The 19,969-nt window shown below is 71.3% G+C and carries 20 protein-coding genes; 9 read left to right on the top strand and 11 right to left on the bottom strand.

The annotated features are described in order from the left end of the window. Positions 1-70: 70 nt before the first annotated feature. From NOO62_RS06530 to NOO62_RS06515, 4 genes are all read right to left on the bottom strand, one after another. Positions 71-595 carry a nuclear transport factor 2 family protein gene (locus NOO62_RS06530; protein WP_268769960.1) on the bottom strand — a complete coding sequence of 175 codons (525 nt, stop codon included), beginning with the start codon at positions 593-595 and terminating at the stop codon, positions 71-73. Between the two features lie 67 nt (positions 596-662). Then, positions 663-842: a hypothetical protein gene (locus NOO62_RS06525; protein ID WP_268769959.1), complete on the bottom strand. Its 180-nt coding sequence runs from the start codon at positions 840-842 to the stop codon at positions 663-665. 175 nt (positions 843-1,017) lie between these two features. Beyond that, positions 1,018-1,242, bottom strand: a complete 225-nt coding sequence (locus tag NOO62_RS06520) for a hypothetical protein (RefSeq protein ID WP_268769958.1) — start codon at positions 1,240-1,242, stop codon at positions 1,018-1,020. A gap of 29 nt (positions 1,243-1,271) precedes the next feature. Then, complete coding sequence (locus tag NOO62_RS06515) at positions 1,272-1,712, bottom strand: VOC family protein (RefSeq protein WP_268769957.1); 441 nt, start codon at positions 1,710-1,712, stop codon at positions 1,272-1,274. Between the two features lie 276 nt (positions 1,713-1,988). On the opposite strand from NOO62_RS06515, the gene NOO62_RS06510 reads away from it, so the two are divergent. After that, complete coding sequence (locus NOO62_RS06510; protein ID WP_268769956.1) at positions 1,989-2,414, top strand: hypothetical protein; 426 nt, start codon at positions 1,989-1,991, stop codon at positions 2,412-2,414. Between the two features lie 296 nt (positions 2,415-2,710). On the opposite strand, the gene NOO62_RS06505 is transcribed toward NOO62_RS06510, so the two are convergent. From NOO62_RS06505 to NOO62_RS06495, 3 genes are all read right to left on the bottom strand, one after another. Further along, on the bottom strand, positions 2,711-3,583 hold the full coding sequence (locus tag NOO62_RS06505; RefSeq protein ID WP_268769955.1) for an undecaprenyl-diphosphate phosphatase: 873 nt from the start codon (positions 3,581-3,583) through the stop codon (positions 2,711-2,713). A gap of 239 nt (positions 3,584-3,822) precedes the next feature. Next, the gene (locus NOO62_RS06500; protein ID WP_268769954.1) at positions 3,823-4,527 is read right to left on the bottom strand and encodes a TVP38/TMEM64 family protein; all 705 of its coding nucleotides are present in this window, start codon (positions 4,525-4,527) and stop codon (positions 3,823-3,825) included. 148 nt (positions 4,528-4,675) lie between these two features. Continuing rightward, entirely contained in the window at positions 4,676-5,296 is a 621-nt protein-coding gene (locus NOO62_RS06495; protein WP_268769953.1) for a TetR/AcrR family transcriptional regulator, read from the bottom strand. A gap of 88 nt (positions 5,297-5,384) precedes the next feature. Between NOO62_RS06495 and NOO62_RS06490 the strand changes: the two genes are divergently transcribed. From NOO62_RS06490 to NOO62_RS06475, 4 genes are all read left to right on the top strand, one after another. Beyond that, complete coding sequence (locus tag NOO62_RS06490; RefSeq protein ID WP_268769952.1) at positions 5,385-6,845, top strand: amidase; 1,461 nt, start codon at positions 5,385-5,387, stop codon at positions 6,843-6,845. 87 nt (positions 6,846-6,932) lie between these two features. Continuing rightward, positions 6,933-7,106, top strand: a complete 174-nt coding sequence (locus tag NOO62_RS06485) for a hypothetical protein (RefSeq protein WP_268769951.1) — start codon at positions 6,933-6,935, stop codon at positions 7,104-7,106. A gap of 124 nt (positions 7,107-7,230) precedes the next feature. After that, a complete protein-coding gene (tuf, locus tag NOO62_RS06480) occupies positions 7,231-8,409 on the top strand; it encodes an elongation factor Tu (protein ID WP_268769950.1) in 1,179 nt (392 codons plus the stop codon). Positions 8,410-8,604: 195 nt separating this feature from the next. Further along, complete coding sequence (locus NOO62_RS06475) at positions 8,605-9,396, top strand: spermidine synthase (RefSeq protein ID WP_268775490.1); 792 nt, start codon at positions 8,605-8,607, stop codon at positions 9,394-9,396. On the opposite strand, the gene NOO62_RS06470 is transcribed toward NOO62_RS06475, so the two are convergent. The 4 genes from NOO62_RS06470 to NOO62_RS06455 form a co-directional block, all read right to left on the bottom strand. After that, entirely contained in the window at positions 9,358-10,698 is a 1,341-nt protein-coding gene (locus tag NOO62_RS06470) for an MFS transporter (RefSeq protein ID WP_268769949.1), read from the bottom strand. The genes NOO62_RS06475 and NOO62_RS06470 overlap by 39 nt on opposite strands. 107 nt (positions 10,699-10,805) lie before the next feature. After that, complete coding sequence (locus NOO62_RS06465; protein WP_268769948.1) at positions 10,806-11,879, bottom strand: hypothetical protein; 1,074 nt, start codon at positions 11,877-11,879, stop codon at positions 10,806-10,808. A gap of 128 nt (positions 11,880-12,007) precedes the next feature. Then, positions 12,008-13,054 carry a hypothetical protein gene (locus tag NOO62_RS06460; protein WP_268769947.1) on the bottom strand — a complete coding sequence of 349 codons (1,047 nt, stop codon included), beginning with the start codon at positions 13,052-13,054 and terminating at the stop codon, positions 12,008-12,010. A gap of 73 nt (positions 13,055-13,127) precedes the next feature. Continuing rightward, complete coding sequence (locus NOO62_RS06455; RefSeq protein WP_268769946.1) at positions 13,128-14,177, bottom strand: hypothetical protein; 1,050 nt, start codon at positions 14,175-14,177, stop codon at positions 13,128-13,130. Positions 14,178-14,258: 81 nt separating this feature from the next. Between NOO62_RS06455 and NOO62_RS06450 the strand changes: the two genes are divergently transcribed. From NOO62_RS06450 to NOO62_RS06435, 4 genes are all read left to right on the top strand, one after another. After that, positions 14,259-14,717 carry a DUF4442 domain-containing protein gene (locus NOO62_RS06450; RefSeq protein WP_268769945.1) on the top strand — a complete coding sequence of 153 codons (459 nt, stop codon included), beginning with the start codon at positions 14,259-14,261 and terminating at the stop codon, positions 14,715-14,717. Between the two features lie 376 nt (positions 14,718-15,093). Then, positions 15,094-17,580, top strand: a complete 2,487-nt coding sequence (locus NOO62_RS06445; RefSeq protein ID WP_268769944.1) for a beta-glucosidase family protein — start codon at positions 15,094-15,096, stop codon at positions 17,578-17,580. Continuing rightward, positions 17,577-19,181, top strand: a complete 1,605-nt coding sequence (locus NOO62_RS06440; RefSeq protein WP_268769943.1) for a carboxylesterase/lipase family protein — start codon at positions 17,577-17,579, stop codon at positions 19,179-19,181. The genes NOO62_RS06445 and NOO62_RS06440 overlap by 4 nt, the downstream gene beginning before the upstream one ends. Before the next feature lie 88 nt (positions 19,182-19,269). Next, on the top strand, positions 19,270-19,965 hold the full coding sequence (locus NOO62_RS06435) for a DedA family protein (protein WP_268769942.1): 696 nt from the start codon (positions 19,270-19,272) through the stop codon (positions 19,963-19,965). Positions 19,966-19,969: the final 4 nt, after the last annotated feature.

Below are 19,969 nucleotides of genomic sequence, written 5' to 3'. Positions count from 1 at the left end.
CGTATGACCAGTGTGCGCGACGTAGACGATCTAGGACAGTGGGTCGAGCGGGAAGGGCAGGTGACGCGCCTCAGGCCTCGGAGGTGGCCTCCCGACGCCGGGCGGCCGTCTGGCGCCATTTCTCCGTGACGACCACTTGGCGCAGCCGCCAGCCACTGGGCGTACGGACGAGGGTGAAGGCGTAGCGCCCGCCGCAGATGAAGTCCGGCGCGGTCGCTGGCGCGGGCTCGGCGGCCGGTGCCGAACCCGGTGCCGCGTCGGCGGGCTGCGCGAACCGCATCGGGTTCACGTAGTCGGCCTGGACGCGGGCGACGTCGTCGATGTCCTGGTCCAGCGTTCCGAACTCCAGCCTTCGGTTGGTGATCAGGTGCTGGCGCATGGGGAACATCCGCATGGTCTCGGACAGCCACGCGGTGATCGCGTCGGCTCCTCCCTCGATGCCGCCCGCGGAGCGGTAGTCGGCACGCCCGTCCGGGGCGAAGAGCTGTCGGTAGGCGGTCCAGTCGCCGTCGTCGACGGCGACCGCGTACTCGGTGATGAGGGCATCGACGGCCAACCGGTCGATCACGGCGGCGAGTTCCACGCGCTGCGTCATCGGCTCAGTGTTGGGCACGTGAGGTGGTGAGCCAAGGGGCGTGCAGGGATGTGCGGGGAAGAACCGGCTATGCGGCCTTCACCATCTCCTTACGGACAGCGGCGGCCCACTCCGTCACCAATTGCTCGTACTCTCTGCGCTGTTCGGCGGAGAGCCGGCCGCCTGTGCGCAGCCACAGGCCGCGGATCCGCTCGTTCAGCTCGGCGGACGAGCGCACGGAACCATGGGGTGGTGGGGTTAAGGGCATGGCGCCAAGCCTAGGCGATGGGTACGACATTCGGAACTGTCAGCTACCGCACACCTGCGCCACGTGACCGAACGGACACCGTGGGACGGCCGTCGACGTGCGGGAATAGGTGCTCGCCGCCGTGCGGCCCTGCCCGGTTGTCGACCGCTCTAGCAGCCGTTCGGACCGGACATGGCTACCGCTCGTGGGCGCGGTAGATCGCACGGCTGGGGTGGGTCTTCTCGATGAGTCCCGAACGGGCTGAGTCCCGGAGGGCTTGGCGAGCCCGTTTCTCCTGCTGGCGCCGGTCGCCATCGCCACGGCCGGCGTCCCGCAGCGTCTGGGCGGCGCGTGCGGTGTCCCACGTTCCGCCCAGCGAGCGGATGGCTTTCTCCAACACCTGCGCGTGCGTCACAGCCATGACGGTAGCGCGTGGAGAGCGATGCGGCGCTAGCCGATCTGTTCGGCGAGGGCGACGATGATGCCTACGGGGCCGCGGAGGTAGCAGAGGCGGTAGCTGTTCTCGAACTGGACCACCTCGCCGAGGAGTTCGGCGCCGTAAGGGCGCAGGCGGGCGACGGTGTCGTCGATGTCGTCGACGGCGAACATGACACGGTGCAGGCCCAGCGTGTTGGGGGACACGTGGGGCGATGCGGCCGCGAGCGCCGCGGGGGCGTGGTACTTCGTCAGCTCCAGCCTGCCGTGGCCGTCGGGGACGCGCATCATCGCGATGTCGGTGCGTACGCCGTCGAGTCCGACGATGCGGTCCGCGTACAGGCCCTCGATCTGCGCCTTGCCCTCCAGTTCCAAGCCGATCTCGGTGAAGAAGGCGACGGCTGCGTCCAGGTCCTCGACGACGATGGCGACGTTGTCCATCCGCTGAAGCGTCATGGCGGTACTCCTTTTGGGGCGTGTGGCCTGCTTGTGGCCACTGATACACCCAGGACGGAGCCGACGCCGCGTTCTCGACATCCGGAGAGGCGCGAAGAAATTCGGGGACCGGCGACCTCGTGGTGTTGGCCGACAGCATGCGCATGTACCGCCGTGGTTTACCCGGCTACCGCAGTGGGTGCGTGGCCAGGTCAACCCGTTGCGGGATGCCCACAGCGCCGTTCTGCCCCTAGCGTCTCAGTCGACCGCACGATCAGGGACCACAGGGGGAACACCGTGCGAAACATCCAAAGGGCCGCGCTCGGGACAGCCGCCGCGCTGGCCGCACTCGCGGGCGCGCTCACACCCACAGCGAGCGCCGGTTCGACTGCCGCAGCAGGCTGTTCGGTCACCGCCTGGGGCCATGCCGGCCGCTACATGTGCGGCACAGACCTGAAGGCTGGGTACGTGGATTGGAACAGGGACCGGAAGACTGACGAGGTCTTCGTGATCGGGCCGAACCGGAAGATCTACCACACGTGGGCTCGGGCAGGGGGTTGGAAGGAAATGCCGGGAAACGGGCGGGCCGACAATATGATGGGCGCCAGCGAGACCGGCAACCCGTCACGCCGCTGCGTCATCGTCTACGTCAACCGCGGCTTCCACTACTGGCAGAACTGCTTCTACAGCGGCAAGTGGCACAACTGGACCCGATCCGGCTGACCCCGAGCACGCCCCCACGCCCCCGCGCGAACCCCGACGCGGGGGCCTCTGTATGGCTGGGGTGTTGAGGGCCGAGCAAGTGTGGATAGAGACGTACACCGGGGTTGCAGGTGACGCCCCACGACAGGTAGTACATCTCCAAGGCTGTGGTCGGCTATTTGCTGGCCAGTGCGGCCTGGATGGCGACGGGTGGGGGCGCTGGCCGGGATGTGCGGCGTCATGCCGCGCGGGAGCATCCGCTGCGGTCATGGCTCTCGCAACTCAGGGACTGATGAGCCGGGCGGGTACCCCGCGGCCTAGCCCGCCGACTCGCCCGCGTGCGGGCTGAGTTCTCCCATGCCCACCAGGACGAACAGCACGATGCCCAGCAGGACCCGGTAGTAGACGAACGGCATGAAGCTCTTCGTGGTGATGAACTTCATGAACCAGGCGATCACCGCGTAGCCGACCACGAACGCGATGATCGTGGCGAAGATCGTCGGGCCCCAGGAGACGTGGCCCTCGCTCGCGTCCTTCAGTTCGAAGACGCCGGACGCGAGGACCGCGGGGATGGCGAGGAGGAAGGAGTAGCGGGCCGCGGCCTCGCGGGTGTAGCCCATGAGGAGGCCGCCGCTGATCGTCGCGCCCGAGCGTGAGACGCCGGGGATCAGGGCCATCGCCTGGCAGAGGCCGTAGATCAGGCCGTCCCTGACACCGAGTTCCTTCAGGCCCTTGCGCTCCCGCACCGCCCGGTGCTTGCCGCCCGTCTCGTCGCGGGCCGCCAGGCGGTCGGCGATGCCGAGGACGATGCCCATCACGATCAGCGTCGTGGCGATCAGGCGCAGATCGCGGAAGGGGCCCTCGATCTGGTCCTTGAACGTCACACCGAGGACGCCGATCGGGATCGAGCCGACGATGACCAGCCAGCCCATCTGCGCGTCGTGGTCCGAGCGCGGCACCTTCCCGAAGAGTGAGCCGAACCATGCCGACAGGATGCGTGCGATGTCCTTGCGGAAGTAGATCAGCACCGCGGCCTCCGTGCCGATCTGGGTGATCGCGGTGAACGCGGCCCCGGGATCGTGCCAGCCCGCGAACGCCGCGGTCAGGCGCAGATGCGCGCTGGAGGAGATCGGGAGGAACTCGGTCAGCCCCTGGACGAGCCCGAGGATGAAGGATTCAAACCAAGACATGAAAACTGCGCCGTCCAAGTACTGATCATCAGGCCGCGAATGCGGTCGTAGCGGTCATATAGGGGCGTGGCTGGGGCAGGGCGGGCCGGAAAGTCGGTGGGAGAGGTCGCGGGACGTCGGAGCGCGGGGCGATCACGTCCCCCGTCGTGGGGGCAGCGTAGCGGGCCAGGGTTACGGGACGGTGGCAGGGCCGACCGGTGGCTGTGGCGTCGGGCCCGACCGCACGAGAGGCGAATTGCTCAGCGGTCGCGGAAGTGGTGGCGCTTGAACCACGCCACCGTCGCCCCGCCCAGACCCGTCACCGCGATGAACCCCATCGCGATCAGGAAGACGGGTGACGTCGGCGTCGACGCGCGGGCGCCCGCGATCACGTACGCCGCCGTGTTCGGGATCGAGCCGAGGCCCGTCGCGAGCAGGAACGGCAGCCAGCCCATGCGGGACACCGCCGCGCAGTAGTTGGCCGCGGCGAACGGCACGCCGGGGAACAGCCGCACCGCCAGCATCGAGCGGAATCCGTGCCGGCTGAGCTGGCCGTCCGCGGCCTTGAGCCAGCGCCCCCGCAGCAGTGGCCGCAGCGCGTCCTGGCCCAGCATCCGGCCGAGACCGAAGGCGATCCCGGCACCGAACACCGTGCCTGCGATCGCCGCGACGAGGCCCGCCTGTGAGCCGAAGAGCGCGCCAGCCGCCAGATTGAGCAGCGGCCGCGGCACGAACGCGGCGGTGCACACCCCGTACGCCACCGCGAACAAGGCCACCGCCGTGGCGCCGCCCAACTGCGCGAACCATCCGTCGGAGAGGACGCGCTGCGGCTCGAAGAGCAGGACGCACGTCGCCGCCGCGGCCAACAGCACCACGAGCAACGACAGCCGCGACCACGGCGAGAGCAGAGCCCTGGCGCAGCGCACGGCGAGGCCCTGCGGGCGGACGGTTGCGGTCTCGAACATTCGGGAAGAGTAACCGGCTCATGTGACTGATCGCCGTATGGTGCGTCTCATCGGCGTCACAGTCCCTATATCCGTGGCGAGAAGTGCCCTTGTCGACACGGTGCTCGAACGGTGCGTTGTGACCCGTTCGGAGGCGGCTGATCCTCGACTACCCACACCGGTCGAGCAGCGCCTCCACGATGCTCATCAAACGGTCCCCGACCTGGTCGATGCTGCCGTTCTGCGTGCTGACCTGCGCCCCTTCGAGCAGGAACGTGATCTCGGCCGTGGTCCGTGCCGGGTCGGGCAGTCCTGCCCGCTCGCACATGGCGGCCAGCCGCCGGGCCTGGCGTGCCTTGTGTTCCTCGATGACCTGCCGCGCGGGATGCGAGCGGTCGGGGAGTTCGGCGAGTGAGTTGATGAACGGGCAGCCCCGGTACGAGAGCGCGGGCAGGCCCTCGGCGATGAAGCGGGTCAGGCCCAGGATCTGCTCCCTGGGGTCATCGGGGTGTGCGGCCTCGACCCGGTCGAAGGCGGCCTGGTAGTCGGCGGCGACGATTCGCAGCCACTCCGCGACCAGCGCGTCCTTCATCTCGAAGTGCCGGTAGATCGCCGCCTTCGTCGTCTCGGCCCGGTCGGCGATCGCCTGGACGCCCACCCGCCGGATGCCCTCGCTCTGGAAGAGCTCTTCCGCCGCGTCGAGGATGCGCTCGCGAGGCGGGAGTTTGGCCACCCTGCTCGGCCTGCTGGGGGTCGCAGGTGCCGCAGGGGTCGGGGTGGTCGCTGTCATGGTGTTACGGTACCAGCCCGTCCCATTCGATACCGATCGGTATCGGATAGGACCTAGCGGTACCGGATACGGCGCACAGGAGGAAGCAGTGAAAGTTTCCGAGTACGTGGAACACGACGCGGTCGGGCTCGCGGAGCTGGTGGCCGCGGGCGAGGTGACGCCCGCCGAAGTGGCCGCGGCCGCACGCGAGGCGGTGCGGGTGGTCGACCCGGAGATCAATGCCGTCGTCGAGACGTGGGCCACCGACGACGAGCCTGCCCCCGCCCCCGGCAGTGCGCCGCTGGCGGGCGTCCCGTTCCTGATCAAGGACCTCGGCGTCGCCATGGTCGGACGCCGGACGGAGTTGGGCAGCCGGCTCGCGGCCGGTCATGTCGCGGGCGCCGACTCCTCGCTGATGGTGCGGCTGCGGCGGGCGGGCCTGGTGACGTTCGGGCGTACCACGACGCCGGAGATGGCGTACAGCATCACCACGGAGTCGGCGTTCCACGGGCCGACCCGTAATCCGTGGGACCCGGCGCGGAGTGCCGGTGGGTCCAGTGGGGGCGCCGGTGCGGCCGTCGCCGCCGGGATCGTCCCCGTCGCGCACGCCACGGACGCCGCGGGGTCGCTCCGTATACCCGCCGCATACAACGGCCTCTTCGGGCTGAAGCCCACCCGGGGCCGCGTCTCCGTGGGCCCCGACTTCGACGAGATCTTCAACGGTCTGGGCGTGCAAGGCAGCGTCAGCCGCACCGTGCGCGACAGCGCGGTCCTGCTCGACCGAATCAGCGGCCCGGAGTCGGGCGACCCCTACTCCGCGCCCCAGCCACCCAGGCCCTATGCCGAGGAAGTCACCCGGCCCCTGAGTCGGCCGCTGCGCATCGGCGTCCTCACCCAGGCGTGGGGCGGGCGCCGGACCACCGCGCCCGTGGCCGACGCGATCTCCCGGACCGTGCGGCTGCTCGAATCCCTCGGCCACCGGGTGGGCGAGGCGCGGGTCGGCCTCGGCGTCGGCTGGGACGAGTTCGTGCTGGCCAACGCTCGTCTCATGACGGCGAACCTCGCCGCGTCCGTCGACGCGCTGGCCGCCGCGTCCGGACGACCCGTCGACGACTCCACCCTCGAACCGGTGACCCTCGCCGGACACCGGTACGGGCAGCGGGTCAGCGGCCCGCAGTTCGTCGCCGCCCTCGCGGTCCGCAACCGGGTCGCCCGCAGTCTGGCGCGGTACTTCGACACGTACGACCTGCTGCTCACCCCGACCCTGCCGGAACTGCCCATGCTGCTCGGCGAGTACGGGCAGGGCGCGGACGCGCTGGACGGGTTCGGCTGGATCGAGCGCCTCAACGACCGCTCGCCGTTCACCATGGCGTGCAACGTCGCGGGCACGCCCGCCATGTCCGTGCCGGTGGTGTCCGACCCGGAGACGGGGCTGCCGGTCGGCATGCAGTTCGCCGCAGGGTACGGGGGAGAGGGGCTGCTCTTCCGGCTCGCCGGGCAGCTCGAACAGGCGAGCCCGTGGTCCGGTCGTACGCCTGCCGTGTGGGCGGGCAGCTCTCGGACCCGCTGACGTCCCGGCGGCAACTCGTCTCCCAGGGCGTGCCGTTCGCGCATAAATCATTCGACGTGGGCGTTTTCTTCGGTGAGGATCGGACCCATGTTCCGGTACGCCTTCCTCGCAGCCACGCCCGCAGTCGCGGGCGCTGCGAAGGCTGCCGTCCCCACGCCGACCGTCCCCACGCCGACCGTCCCCACACCGGCCGTCCCCACACCGACCGTCTCCACGTCGGCCGTCCTCGCACCCGACGCCTTCGGCGGCACCCGAAGCTGACCCTCCCCGGACATCCCGGCGGACCCCCGAGGGGGAGGGTCGGTCCGGCCCCGGGGTCCCCGTCCCGACCGCGCGCATCCGCCGGTCCGGGACAACAGCTTCGAGTTCCGGAGAAGGAACCAGCATGTCCAAGACCGCCTACGTCCGTACGAAGCCGCACCTGAACATCGGCACCATGGGCCACGTCGACCACGGCAAGACCACCCTGACCGCCGCCATCACCAAGGTCCTCAGCGAGCGCGGCACCGGCGGCAGCACCCAGTACGTGTCCTTCGACCGCATCGACCGCGCCCCCGAGGAGGCGCAGCGCGGCATCACCATCAACATCGCGCACGTCGAGTACGAGACGGACACCCGCCACTACGCGCACGTGGACATGCCCGGCCACGCGGACTACGTGAAGAACATGGTCACCGGCGCCGCCCAGCTCGACGGGGCGATCCTCGTCGTATCGGCGCTGGACGGGATCATGCCGCAGACCGCCGAGCACGTGCTGCTCGCCCGGCAGGTCGGCGTCGACCACATCGTCGTGGCCCTCAACAAGGCCGACGCGGGTGACGAGGAGCTCACCGACCTCGTCGAGCTGGAGGTCCGCGACCTGCTCTCCGCGCACGGGTACGGAGGCGACTCCGTCCCCGTCGTACGGGTCTCGGGGCTGAAGGCCCTGGAGGGCGACCCGCGGTGGACGTCCGCGATCGAGGCCCTCCTCGACGCGGTGGACACCTACGTGCCGATGCCCGAGCGCTATCTCGACGCGCCGTTCCTGCTGCCCGTCGAGAACGTGCTCACCATCACCGGGCGCGGCACCGTCGTCACCGGCGCCGTGGAGCGCGGCACCGTCCGGCTCGGGGACCGCGTGGAGGTCCTCGGCGCCGACACGGAGACGGTGGTCACCGGCCTGGAGACCTTCGGCAAACCGATGGAGGAGGCGCAGGCGGGCGACAACGTGGCGCTGCTGCTGCGCGGTCTGCCACGCGACGCCGTACGACGCGGCCATGTCGTCGCGGCGCCGGGCAGCGTCACCCCACGGCGGCGCTTCACCGCGCAGGTGTACGTCCTGTCGTCCCGCGAGGGCGGCCGTACGACGCCGATCGCCACCGGATACCGGCCGCAGTTCTACATCAGGACCGCGGACGTCGTCGGCGACGTCGACCTCGGCGAGGCCGCCGTGGCCCGTCCCGGCGACACCGTCACGATGACGGTCGAGCTGGGCCGTGACGTACCGCTGGAGACCGGCCTCGGCTTCGCGATCCGCGAGGGCGGCCGCACCGTCGGCGCGGGTACCGTGACCGGCGTCGCCTGACGAGTCGCGGTTCGTCACACCCGCCCCGGGGGGATCGGCCCCCCGGGGCGGGCGGGCACAATGGACGGCGTGGACGAGCATGAGTTCGAGGGCGGGGCCGGGGCGGACGCCCTGAGCGCAGGTGTGGGCGCGGAGGCAGAGGCGGACGAGGCCGTTCCGGTCATCCGGGAGGTCGACCACGGCACGGCCAAGCTCATGCCCGACATCGACAGGGCGCACGCCTGGCTGCTCACGGTCGACGGCGCCCCCCAGTCGTACGTGGACCTGGACGAACCCACCCACCTCGAGTTCGAGTACGCGCGCCGCCTCGCCCACGTCCTGGACACCGCGGCCGAGCCGGGTGCCCCGCTCGACGTCACCCATCTCGGCGGCGGCGCCCTCACCCTGCCCCGCTACCTCGCCGCCACCCGCCCGGGCTCCCGGCAGCAGGTGATCGAGGCCGACCACGGGCTGCTCCGGCTGGTCGCCGAGCGGCTGCCGTTGGCCGGGGCGAGCGGGGTCGCCGTGCACGGCGCCGACGCCAGGGAGTGGCTCGACGCCGCGCCGGACGACAGCGCCGACGTCGTCGTCGCCGACGTCTTCGGCGGCTCACGCGTCCCCGCGCACCTCACCACGGTGACGTACGCGCGCACCGCCGACCGAGTGCTGCGCCCGGGCGGGCACTACACCGCGAACCTCGCCGACGGCGCCCCGTTCGCCTTCCTCCGCTCCCAACTCGCCACGTTCGCCGAGGTCTTCGAGGAGCTCGCGCTGATCGCCGAGCCGTCGGTGCTGCGCGGCCGCCGCTTCGGGAACGCCGTGCTGATCGCCGCGCACCACCCCATCGACGTCGGGACACTGGCCCGCCGCACGGCCTCCGACGTCTTCCCCGCGCGTGTCGAGCACGGTGACGCGCTGCGCCGCTTCATCGGGGACGCGCGGCCGGTGCGGGACGGGGAAGCGGTCCCCTCACCCGAGCCGCCCGACGGCGCCTTCTCCATCGGGTGACGCATCGGCCGCGGCAGCGACCGGGTCCTGCTTCGGCTTCGGGTCCGTCAATGTCCCGGCCGACGCCACGTGCGTCGTGCGCCGCGTCAGGTTCCGTACGTCAGGTACGAAGAGGACGGCCGCCGTCACCAGGACCACCAGCGCCGCACAGCCCCAGAGTGACGGAGTCCGGCCGAACGCGGACTCCGCGGGGCCCGCGAGCGCCGTGGCCAGCGGGACCATCGCGATCGAACCGAACCAGTCGTAGGCGGCGACGCGCGACAGCTTCTCCTCCGGGATCTCCTGGTGCATCGCGGTCATCCACGAGACACCGAACACCTCGATCGCGACGCCGCTGACGAACATCACCGTCGCGAGACCCGCGACCGGCAGCGGCACGGCGAGCGCCGCCGAGGGAGCGGCCAGCGGGAAGACGCAGAGCGTGCCCGCGAACAGCAGGCGCCGCGGCTTCCACCGCATCATCAGGAACGCCCCGCACACCGTGCCCGCCCCGAACGCGCCGAGCGCCAGACCCCACGGCCCGGCACCCCCGAGATCGTCCCGCGCCACCAGCGGCCCGAACACCGACTCGGCGGCGCCGACCACCGCCACCACCACCGAGAACTGCGCCACGATCGACCACAGCCAGGGCCGCCCGGTGAACTCGCGCCAGCCGTCCCGCAGGTCGGCGATGAGTCCCTCGCCGGGTGCACGCTCCGGGATGTGACTCACGTCGAGGAAGGACCGCATCGCCCCCGCGACCGCGAACGCCACGGCGTCCACCGCGAGCACCCAGCCAGGACCGATCGCCGCGACCATCAGGCCGCCGAGCGCGGCGCCGCCGAGCCCGGCCCCCTGCATCGCCATGCGGTACATCGCGAACGCGCGGCCCACCTGCTCGCCGCTGACCGACGACATCAGCATGCCCTCGGCGGCAGGGCCGAAGAAGGCCTGGCCGACGCCGCCGAGCCCGCCGAGCAGCATCATCTGCCACAGCTGGGGCTCGCCCGCGAGGACGAGCACGGCGAAGGCGGCCTGAGACACGCAGTTGAGGGCGTTGGCGGCGACCATCACGTGGTGGCGCGGCAGCCGGTCGGCGAGCGCCCCGCCGATGAGCAGGAACAGCACGAGGGGCAGCGTCCGCGCGGCGGCGACGAGGCCGACGTCCCCGCCGTCGCCGCCCGCGTCGAGAACCGCGAACGCCGCCGCGATCAACGCCCCGTGGCTTCCGAGGTTCGTCACGATCGCGGCGGCGGTCAGCAGTGTGTAGTTGCGGCCGGCCCAGGAGGGCTTGTGGCGCGGCGCGGGGGCGGGATTCTTCACCCCGGGACTATCCCCGGCGCAAGGGCGACTTGCCAAACCGTTTCTTGAGCACTCCGCCCGCGGCTGCGCTCAGAGCGTCAGCAGCGTCAGGAACCACGGCAGCGTCCTCAGCGGCCGGACTCCTCGGGCGTCTCCTCGCTCAGCCGCACCGTGCCGAGGATCTGCTGCACGAGGTCGTCGGAGACCTCCTCCTTGACGCCCTTCGCGCCGTAGAGGGTCCAGGCGACGAATTCACCCGCGCCGTTCTTGAAGGCGAACGTGGTCGCCTTGCCCTCGGAGTCGCACTTGGCCGACGTGGCGGCACCGGTCGTCGTCGACGTGGCGACGCTGCCCTTGATGCCGGCCTTGGTGGTGAAGTCCTTGATCTCGCCGATCTTGATCTTCTTCTTGTCGGCCTTGGTCTGCTCGGTGTAGCCGCCGTAGACCCACCACGCCGAGTCGTTGCGCGCGACTTCCTTGGTGTTCTTGGCGCCGTTCTGGCCCTTCGTGCCGACCGCGGCGAGCGACGTGTCGTTGGGCTCGCCGTCCTTGTCCTCGTCGGACGTGCACCACTTGTCCTTGAGGATCGCGGGGGCGGACATGCCGATGATGGTCTTCGCGCCCTCCTCCTTGCGGTCGTCGAAAGCGATGAAGGTGTCCGGCGTCTGGACCTTCCAGTCCGGCGGGACGTCGAACGCGGTGCCCCACTTGGGGTTCACGACGACCTGCCAGCCGTCGATCATGGGCTTCTCGTCGTCGGCGTCGCGCGCGTTCCCGTCGTCGCTCGGCGACGGGCTCGCGTCGTTCTTCGCGGACTTCGCGGGCTTCGCGGGGCCCGCCTCGTTGTTCTTGTCGTCATCGCCGCCGAAGACCAGGAAACCGGTGACGCCCGCCGCGACCACCACGGCGAGCGCCGCCACGATGGCGGTGACCTTCGTCTTGTTTCCGCCGCCCTGCCCGCCACCGCCCGGCCCGCCGCCGGTCTGCTGCTGCGGCATCGGCGGCGGCGTCGGGGCCGCCCATTGCGACTGCTCGGGCTGCGAGTACGCACCCGAGTGCGGCTGCTGGTAGCCACCCGTGGACTGCTGGTATCCCGGCTGCTGATACGGGTTCGGCTGCTGGTACCCCGGCTGCTGGTACGGGTTCGGACTCTGGTCCTGCGGGTTCTGCTCGCCCCCGGGCGGCTGATTTTCTGGCCACATGGCGAGTAACCATAGAGGTGCGGGGGACCTGGTGCCATGCGCGGCCCCAGGGGGACGGGCACCGACCGTGCCACACGGGGAGAACCCGTGGAGAACGTGGAGGAACCGGAGCGCAAGGGGAGAATGCGTCAGGATTCCGTCGGGTCCCCGTGCGTGCGCACCGTACTCAGGATCTTCATCACCGTCTCCTCCGGGATCTCGTCCTTCACGCCCTTGGCGCCGTAGAGGCTCCAGGCCACGTACTCACCGGCCGCGTTCTTGAAGCCGAAGGTGATCGCCTTGCCGTCCGACGCGCACTTGCCCTTCTGCGGCGTGTCCGTCGACCGGGCGCGGGCGATGCTGCCCTTGATGCCGGACTTGGTGGTGTACGGTTCCGCCTTCTCGTCGGACGTGAAGCTCTTCTTGTCCGGCTGGGTGTACCCGGCGTAGATCCACCAGCCGACCTGGTTGACCGCGACCTCGTCGGTGTTCTTCGCGCCGTTCGCGCCCTTCGTGCCCACGGCGGCGAGCTCGTGGTCCTCGGTCCTGCCGTCCTTGTTGTCGTCGGTGACGCACCACTTGGACTTGAGGTACGCGGGCGCCGACATGGTCATCAGCGGCTTGCCGGTCTTGTTGTCCTCGAAGGCGATGGCTGAGCCGGGGTTCTGCACCTCCCACTCCGGCGGCACGTCGAAGGCGGTGCCCCACTTCGGGTTCACCACGACGTGCCAGCCCTTGATGGTCGGCTTCGGACCGTCGTCCTTGCCGCGCCCGCTGTCGGAGCCGTCGCCCGTCGTGGGGCTCGGCTGCCGGGAGGGCGGCGCGGGGGAGTCGGCCTTGGTGTCCTTGCCGTCCCCGCCGCCCAGCACCAGGTACCCGGTGACGCCCGCGGCCACGACGACGGCGGCCGCCGTCACGATCGAGATGATCTTGACCTTGTTGCGTCCGCCGCGGTCACCGCCGCCTCCGCCACTGCCGCTGCCGGTCGCCTGCGGCACCCCGGCGGGCGCGGTCGGAGCGCTCCAATGCCCCTGCTGCCCCGCGGTGGGCTGCTGCCCCTGCTGATAGGGGTTCGGTGCCTGGTATCCCGGCTGCTGATAGGGGTTCGGCTGCTGGTACCCCGGCTGCTGGTACGGGTTCTGACTCCGGTCCTGCGGGTTCTGCTCGCCCCCGGGCGGCTGCTGTCCTGACCACATGGCCGGACACGATACGGGGACCGGTCCTGGAAGATCACAACGGCCCCGAGTCCGGGCCGGGACGCGTCGGAGGTCAGTCCTGGACGGGCTCGTACAGACGCACCGTCGCGACGATCTCCCGAACCGTTTCGTCCGGCAGTTCGTCCTTGACGCCCTTCGCCCCGTGGAAGGACCAGGAGGCGAACCCTCCCTCGGGCGTCTTGAAGGCGAACACCGCGGCCTTGCCGTCCGAGCCGCACTTGCCCCGCTTCTCGGCACCGGCTGAACTCGCGGTCACCAGGGTCCCCTTGAGGCCGGACCCGGTGGTGTACACCTCGGTCGGCCCCATCGTGACCTTCTTCCGGTCCGGCTGCGTGTAGACGCCGTAGACCCAGTTGACCGCGTCGTGCCGCGCGGCCCCCTCGGTGCTCTTCACGCCGCGCCCGCCGCGCGTGCCCGCGGCCGCCACGGCCGTGTCGTCCTTGATGCCGTCCTTGTCGTCGTCGCTCACGCACCACTTCTCCTTGAAGTAGGCGGGGGCGGCGTAGGCGGCGAGGAACGGTGCCGTGTCGTCCTCGGCGTCCTTGTCCTCCACGACTCCGCCGGCCCAGTCCCGTGATTCGAGGGACCACTCGGGCGGCACGTCGAACGCGATGCCGAGCTTGGGGTTGACGACGACCTTCCAGCCGGGAACGGTCGGCTCGGGCATGCCGTCTCCGGTGCGCGGGTTGGCGGAGGCGGAGGCGGAAGCGGAAGCGGTGGCGTCCGGCGAGGCGCTGGACTTCGCCGGGCCCGGCTTCGCGGAGTCGTCCTTGTCGCCGCCGAGCAGCAGGGCGCCGGTGACGCCCGCGGCGACGACGACGGCGCCCGCGGCGACCATGGCGATCAGCTTGGTGCGGCCGCCGCTGCCCTTGTCGCCTTGCGGGGGCTCGGGCGCCGGCCCCTGCGGGCCACCGGGCATCGTCGGGGCGTTCCACGTGGCTTGCTGCCCGTAGGGGTTGGGCTGCTGGTAGCCCGGCTGCTGGTACGGGTTCTGCCCCTGCGGGGTCTGGCCCGGCTGGTTCTGACCTTGCGGGTTCTGGCCCGGCTGGTTCTGACCCTGCTGGTTCTGCCCGCCCCCGGGTGACTGCTCTCCATGCCACATGGGCGTCAACCATAGGTGACGGTGATCTGCGTGCGGACAGGTCCTGGTCAAGGAACGCTACCCGTGGGTAACATCGCGGCCATGAGCGCAGACCAGATGTCGATCGGCGAGATGCTCGCCGCCACGGTTCCGATGGCCCGGACCCTGAACCTCGAATTCCGGGAGACCTCGCCGGGCAGGGCCGTGGTGGCCCTGCCCGACCAGAGCGACTACCACAACCACGTCGGCGGACCGCACGCCGGCGCCATGTTCACGCTGGGCGAGTCCGCGAGCGGGGCGATCGTCCTCGCCGCGTTCGGCGCGGAGCTCTCGCGGGCGGTCCCGCTCGCCGTCAGCGCCGAGATCGCGTACAAGAAGCTGGCCATGGGCCCCGTGACGGCGACGGCCACGCTCGGCCGCCCGGCCGCCGACGTGATCGCCGAACTCGACGCGGGCGAGCGCCCCGAGTTCCCGGTCGCGATCGAGATCCGCCGCGAGGACGGCGCCGTCACCGGCGAGATGACGGTGGTGTGGACGCTGCGCCCCAACAACCCCAGCTGAGCCACCCGGCCCCAGCTGAGCCACCCGGCCCCAGCTGAGCCACCCGGCCCCAGCTGAGCCACCCGGCCCCAGCCGGGCCACCCAGTCTCAGCCGCGCTACCCAGCCCCGCCCGAGCACCCCTGCTCACTCGAACGGATGCGCACAGGCCCGTGGTTGTGTCCCCAGGACGCAACCACGGGCCTTGTTCAACTCATTGACACGAGTCATCCCCGGACATAGTTTTCCCGCCGCCCCTCGTGGTGTCTAACGGCGCGTCAAGTCCTTCTGTCGCATAGTGCGTTCAAAGGGCGAACGACGACCCGCCATTGGCACGTGTACACGCTTCGTTTCGAACAGTCGTGTTCGCGCACCAGACACAGAAGGAAGTGACGGCTCATGTCCCGTTCCGTGTCCCGGCGGTCGGCTCTCAAGCTGGCCGGCGGTGCGATCACCGTGGCCGCCGCGGCCACCGCCGGAGTGGCGGTGCCCTCGCACGCGGCCGCCCGGAAAAGACAGGGCCCCGGCGTGGGCCCCAGCGTCGAGTCCCTCGTCGGCAGGCTCACCCTCGACGAGAAGATCTCCCTGCTGCACGGCGCCACCGACCCCAAGGCCCTCGGCCAGGCGGGTTACGTTCCCGGCGTGCCGCGGCTCGGCATCCCGCCGCTGCGGCTCGCCGACGGGCCCGCGGGCGTCCGCGTCGCGGCCCGCGCCACCGCCCTGCCCGCCCCCGTCATGCTCGCCGCCGCCTTCGACCCGGCACTCGCCCGGCGCTACGGCCAGGTCATCGGCCGCGAAGGACGCGCCCTGAAGCAGGACGTCCTGCTGTCCCCGATGGTCAACCTGATCCGCACCCCGTACGCGGGGCGCAACTTCGAGACCTTCGGCGAGGACCCGCTGCTCGCCGCCGACATGGTGTCCGCGGAGATCAAGGGCATCCAGGGCGAAGGGCTCATCGCCACCGTCAAGCACTTCGCCCTGAACAACCAGGAGAAGGACCGCATGTCCGTCGACGTGCGGGCCGACGAGCGGACCATGCACGAGACGGAGCTGCGCGGGTTCGAGGCGGCCGTCGCCGCGGGCACCGGCGCCGTCATGGGCGCGTACAACAAGGTCAACGGCACCTTCGCCTGCGAGAACAGGACGCTGCTCAGCGACATCCTGCGGGAGCGCTGGGGCTTCGAGGGGTGGGTGATGACCGACTGGTCCGCCCAGCACAGCACCGCCGCCGCCCTCGCCGCGGGGCTCGACATGGAGATGCCCGAGGGCGTCTATTTCGGCGCCGCCCTGAAGAAGGCCGTCAGGAACGGCACCGTTCCCGAGCCGCACGTCGACCGCTCCGTCCGCCGCGTCCTCGGCGTCATGGAACGGTTCGGTCTGCTGGGCGGGAGTGCGCCGCCCCGCCCGTCGCGTGATCCGAAGGCCGGGGCGGCGGTCGCCCTCGACGTCGCCAAGGCGGGCGCCACCCTGCTCCGTAATGCCCACGGCGCTCTGCCGCTGAGAGGGCGCGCCGCCCGCGACATCGCCGTCATCGGGCCCACCGGCCGCTACCCCTTCGTCAGCGGCGGCGGCAGCGCCCATGTCATCCCCGACCGGGCGGACAGCCCCCTCCACGCCATCAGGGCACGGGCCGGACGCGACGCCGACGTCACGTACGCGCTGGGCGAGGACCTCTACGGCAAGGCGATTCCGCGGCGCGAGCTCAGCCCCGGCCTCGACGCCGAGGGCCAGCGGGTCGCCGCGGGCGAGGAGTGGACGTACGCCGGGACACTGACCCCGGCCGAGTCGGACGAGTGGACGCTCGTCATCCACTACTCGGGAGAGCGGCCCAAGGTGGAGCTGGACGGCGTCGAGCTCTACCCGAAGCAGCCGGGCGTCGGCGAGTTCTTCTCCGGCGGGCTCGTCTCCACCGCACCCGACGGGCTGAACGTGCGGCGGGCGACGCTGCCCCTCACCCGCGCCGGGCACCGGCTGCGGATCAGGGCCAAGGGCGGCGACCGGGGCCAGACGTTCCGGCTGCGCCGGGTCACCGGCGCCACCCGCGGAGCGGACGTCGGCGCGGCGGCGCGGGCGGCGCGCGGCGCGCACAGCGTCGTCCTCTTCGCGTACGAGGACGCGACCGAGGGCCAGGACCGCACGACCATCGCCCTCCCCGGCCATCAGGAGGACCTGATCAGGGCGGTGACCGCAGCCAACCCCCGTACCACCGTCGTCCTCAACACGTCGTCGGCCACCTCCATGCCGTGGCTGGAGCGGACCGCCGCCGTGCTGCAGATGTACTACCCCGGCCAGGAGGGCGCGGCCGCCACCGCCGCCGTCCTGTTCGGCGACTGCGACCCCGGCGGGCGGCTCACCCAGTCCTTCCCGGTGGACGACGACCACCACCCGATGGCGGGCAACCCGCTCCGTTACCCGGGGGTGGGCGGCGTCGAGGAGTACTCGGAGGGCATCCTCGTCGGCCACCGCTGGTACGACGCCGAAGGGGTGCGGCCGCTCTTCCCCTTCGGGCACGGACTCTCGTACACCACCTTCGACTACCAGGATCTGGCCGTACGCACGGTGGGCCGGGGCCTGGACGTGACCTTCACCGTGCGCAACACCGGGAAGCGGGACGGCATCACCGTCGCCCAGGTGTACGTCGGTCCTTCGCCCGACCTCGCGATGGACCAGGCCGCGCGCGTGCTCGGCGGCTACGAACGGGTCGCGCTGCGCGCCGGGCAGCGGCGGCGCGTGACCGTCCACGTCGACCGCAGGACCCTGTCGGCGTGGGACGCCGAACGCCACGACTGGGTCCTCGGAACCGGTCGGCGGGCTGTTCAAGTGGGCACGTCGGCATCGAAGTTGATGCTCTCCGCGGACACCGTCATCAAGGGAGCCGGATCATGAGAAGCCGGATACGTCGCGCCGCCTCCGTCGTCGCCGTCCTGGCGGCCGCCGCCGCGGCCTCCCTCGCCCCGCTCCCCGCGCGAGCCGCGGACGGCGCGTTGGTGCGCACCGACGCCGGGTGGGTGCGGGGCGAAACCACCGACGAAGGGCGGCAGTTCCTCGGCATCCCCTATGCCCGGCAGCCCGTCGGCAGCCTGCGCTGGAAGGAGCCCCGGCCCGCCAAGCCCTGGGAAGGGGTGCGCCGAGCGACCTCCTTCGGCAACCGGTGCGTGCAGAACGCGAGTTGGGACCCCGGGTACGAGAACCCCAGTCACACCGAGGACTGCCTCGACCTCAACGTCCATACGCCCAGGGGGCAGGCCGAGCGGCAGCTCCCCGTGATGGTGTGGCTGCACGGCGGCGGACTCACCGCGGGTGCGGGCGAGGACATCGTGCCCGATACCTTCGCCCGCACCACCGGCACCGTCGTCGTCACCGTCAACTACCGCCTCGGAGCCATGGGGTTCCTCGCCGCCGCGGGTCTCGACGACGAAGCGTCCGACGGCGTGTCCGGCAACTACGGACTGCTCGACCAGCAGGCCGCACTGCGCTGGGTGCGCGCCAACATCGGCCGGTTCGGCGGCGACGCGGACCGCGTCACCATCGCGGGCGAGTCCGCGGGCGGCCGATCCGTCTGCACCCTGCTCGCCGCGCCCACCGCCCGCGGCCTCTACCGCGCGGGCATCGTGGAGAGCGGGGCGTACGGCGACTGCGCGGCCCGCGAGCGCGAACCGGCAGCCCGCGACGGCGCGGCCTTCGCGAAAAAGGCGGGCTGCCCGGAACCGGCCACCGCCCTCGCCTGTCTGCGGAGGAAGCCCGCTAAGGACATCCTCGCCGCGCAGGCCGGCTTCGACTGGGGCCCGGTCACCGGCGGCGCCTTCCTGCCCTCGCAGCCCGCCGAGGCGTACGAGAACGGGGGCGCCGCCCGCGTGCCCGTGCTCAACGGCGCCAACAGCGACGAAGGCAACCTCTTCGCCTTCGCCCGCTTCGACGGCGCGGGCGCCCCGCTCACCGCCGAGCAGTACCCCGGCGCGGTCACCGACGCGTACGGCCCCGACCTGGGCAGGCGCGTCCTGAAGGCGTACCCGCTCACGGAGCACGCCTCGCCCACGCACGCGTTCGGCGCGGCGACCGGGGACCGGATGTTCGCCTGCACGGCCCTGCGCATGAACACGGCCCTGGCACACCGCGGACCCGTCTACGCCTACGAGTTCGCCGACCGCACCTCACCGCCCTTCGCGTCGCTGCGCGAGCTGGACACCGACTTCGACTTCGGCGCGACCCACGTCAACGAAGTCCAGTACCTCTTCAAACACTTCGGTCTCGCCTCGCCGCTCGACAAGGAACAGCGGGCGCTCGCCCGGCAGATGGTCCAGTACTGGGGTTCGTTCATCCGCACCGGCGTGCCGCGCGCCGACGGCGGGCCCGCCGCCCCCGACCAGCGCACACGCCCCGGGCAGCTGCTCTCCCTGCGCACCGCCTCCGAGGGCGGCACCGGCATCAGCACCACGGTGCACGCCGCACACCGGTGCGACCTCTGGGACGCCGTACCGGCCGGATGATCCCGTCCGGGTAGGCTGCCCGGCGTGCGTGCGCGGCCGAGCAGGCGCGCACGCCGGGCACACACACTCGACACGGGAGGAACCGGCGTTGCACGTCCAGGAGTGGCTGGAGCAGGTACCAGCCGTCAGCATCTACGCGCTGGTGGGGCTCGTCATCGGCCTCGAAAGTCTGGGCATCCCGCTGCCCGGCGAGATCGTCCTCGTCTCGGCGGCGCTCCTCTCCTCCCAGCACGGTGACATCAACCCGGTGATCCTCGGGGCGTGCGCCACCGCGGGCGCCATCATCGGCGACTCCATCGGGTACGCCATCGGGCGCAAGGGCGGCAGGCCGCTCCTCGCCTGGCTGGAACGGAAGTTCCCCAAGCACTTCGGCGCCGCGAACGTGGCGACCGCCGAGCTGTCCTTCCAGAAGTGGGGCATGTGGGCGGTCTTCTTCGGCCGCTTCATCGCCCTCCTGCGCATCTTCGCGGGCCCGCTCGCGGGTGTTCTGCGCATGCCGTACTGGAAGTTCCTGATCGCCAACGTCCTCGGCGGCATCGTCTGGGCGGGCGGCACCACCGCCGTCATCTACTACATCGGCGTGGTCGCCGAGGACTGGCTGAAGCGGTTCTCGTACGTGGGACTCGGCATCGCCGTGCTCATCGGCGTCGGCTCGATGCTGTTCGTCAAGCGCCGGGCGAAGAAGGTGGCGGCGGAGGCGGAGGCCGAGGCGGCAGCGGCGGCGGCCGGTACCCCGGTGGCACAGGCCTCGGCGGCCGAGCCGCAGCCCGTCCCCGCCGACTGACCCT

It is taken from the genome of Streptomyces sp. Je 1-369 (assembly GCF_026810505.1).
Lineage (GTDB): Bacteria > Actinomycetota > Actinomycetes > Streptomycetales > Streptomycetaceae > Streptomyces.
Note: the sequence above shows the minus strand (reverse complement) of the source record. Positions and strands in the feature narration are given on the sequence as shown.

Bases quoted from the DNA above. Each gene is read 5' to 3' on its own strand.
- NOO62_RS06515 (WP_268769957.1), bottom strand. From the start codon at position 1,712: ATGACGCTTCAGCGGATGGACAACGTCGCCATCGTCGTCGAGGACCTG.
- NOO62_RS06495 (WP_268769953.1), bottom strand. From the start codon at position 5,296: ATGACAGCGACCACCCCGACCCCTGCGGCACCTGCGACCCCCAGCAGG.
- NOO62_RS06455 (WP_268769946.1), bottom strand. From the start codon at position 14,177: ATGTGGCATGGAGAGCAGTCACCCGGGGGCGGGCAGAACCAGCAGGGT.
- NOO62_RS06440 (WP_268769943.1), top strand. From the start codon at position 17,577: ATGAGAAGCCGGATACGTCGCGCCGCCTCCGTCGTCGCCGTCCTGGCG.
- NOO62_RS06460 (WP_268769947.1), bottom strand. From the start codon at position 13,054: ATGTGGTCAGGACAGCAGCCGCCCGGGGGCGAGCAGAACCCGCAGGAC.
- NOO62_RS06505 (WP_268769955.1), bottom strand. From the start codon at position 3,583: ATGTCTTGGTTTGAATCCTTCATCCTCGGGCTCGTCCAGGGGCTGACC.
- NOO62_RS06465 (WP_268769948.1), bottom strand. From the start codon at position 11,879: ATGTGGCCAGAAAATCAGCCGCCCGGGGGCGAGCAGAACCCGCAGGAC.
- NOO62_RS06445 (WP_268769944.1), top strand. From the start codon at position 15,094: ATGTCCCGTTCCGTGTCCCGGCGGTCGGCTCTCAAGCTGGCCGGCGGT.
- NOO62_RS06485 (WP_268769951.1), top strand. From the start codon at position 6,933: ATGTTCCGGTACGCCTTCCTCGCAGCCACGCCCGCAGTCGCGGGCGCT.
- NOO62_RS06530 (WP_268769960.1), bottom strand. From the start codon at position 595: ATGACGCAGCGCGTGGAACTCGCCGCCGTGATCGACCGGTTGGCCGTC.
- NOO62_RS06520 (WP_268769958.1), bottom strand. From the start codon at position 1,242: ATGGCTGTGACGCACGCGCAGGTGTTGGAGAAAGCCATCCGCTCGCTG.
- NOO62_RS06475 (WP_268775490.1), top strand. From the start codon at position 8,605: ATGCCCGACATCGACAGGGCGCACGCCTGGCTGCTCACGGTCGACGGC.
- NOO62_RS06450 (WP_268769945.1), top strand. From the start codon at position 14,259: ATGAGCGCAGACCAGATGTCGATCGGCGAGATGCTCGCCGCCACGGTT.
- NOO62_RS06500 (WP_268769954.1), bottom strand. From the start codon at position 4,527: ATGTTCGAGACCGCAACCGTCCGCCCGCAGGGCCTCGCCGTGCGCTGC.
- NOO62_RS06525 (WP_268769959.1), bottom strand. From the start codon at position 842: ATGCCCTTAACCCCACCACCCCATGGTTCCGTGCGCTCGTCCGCCGAG.
- tuf (WP_268769950.1), top strand. From the start codon at position 7,231: ATGTCCAAGACCGCCTACGTCCGTACGAAGCCGCACCTGAACATCGGC.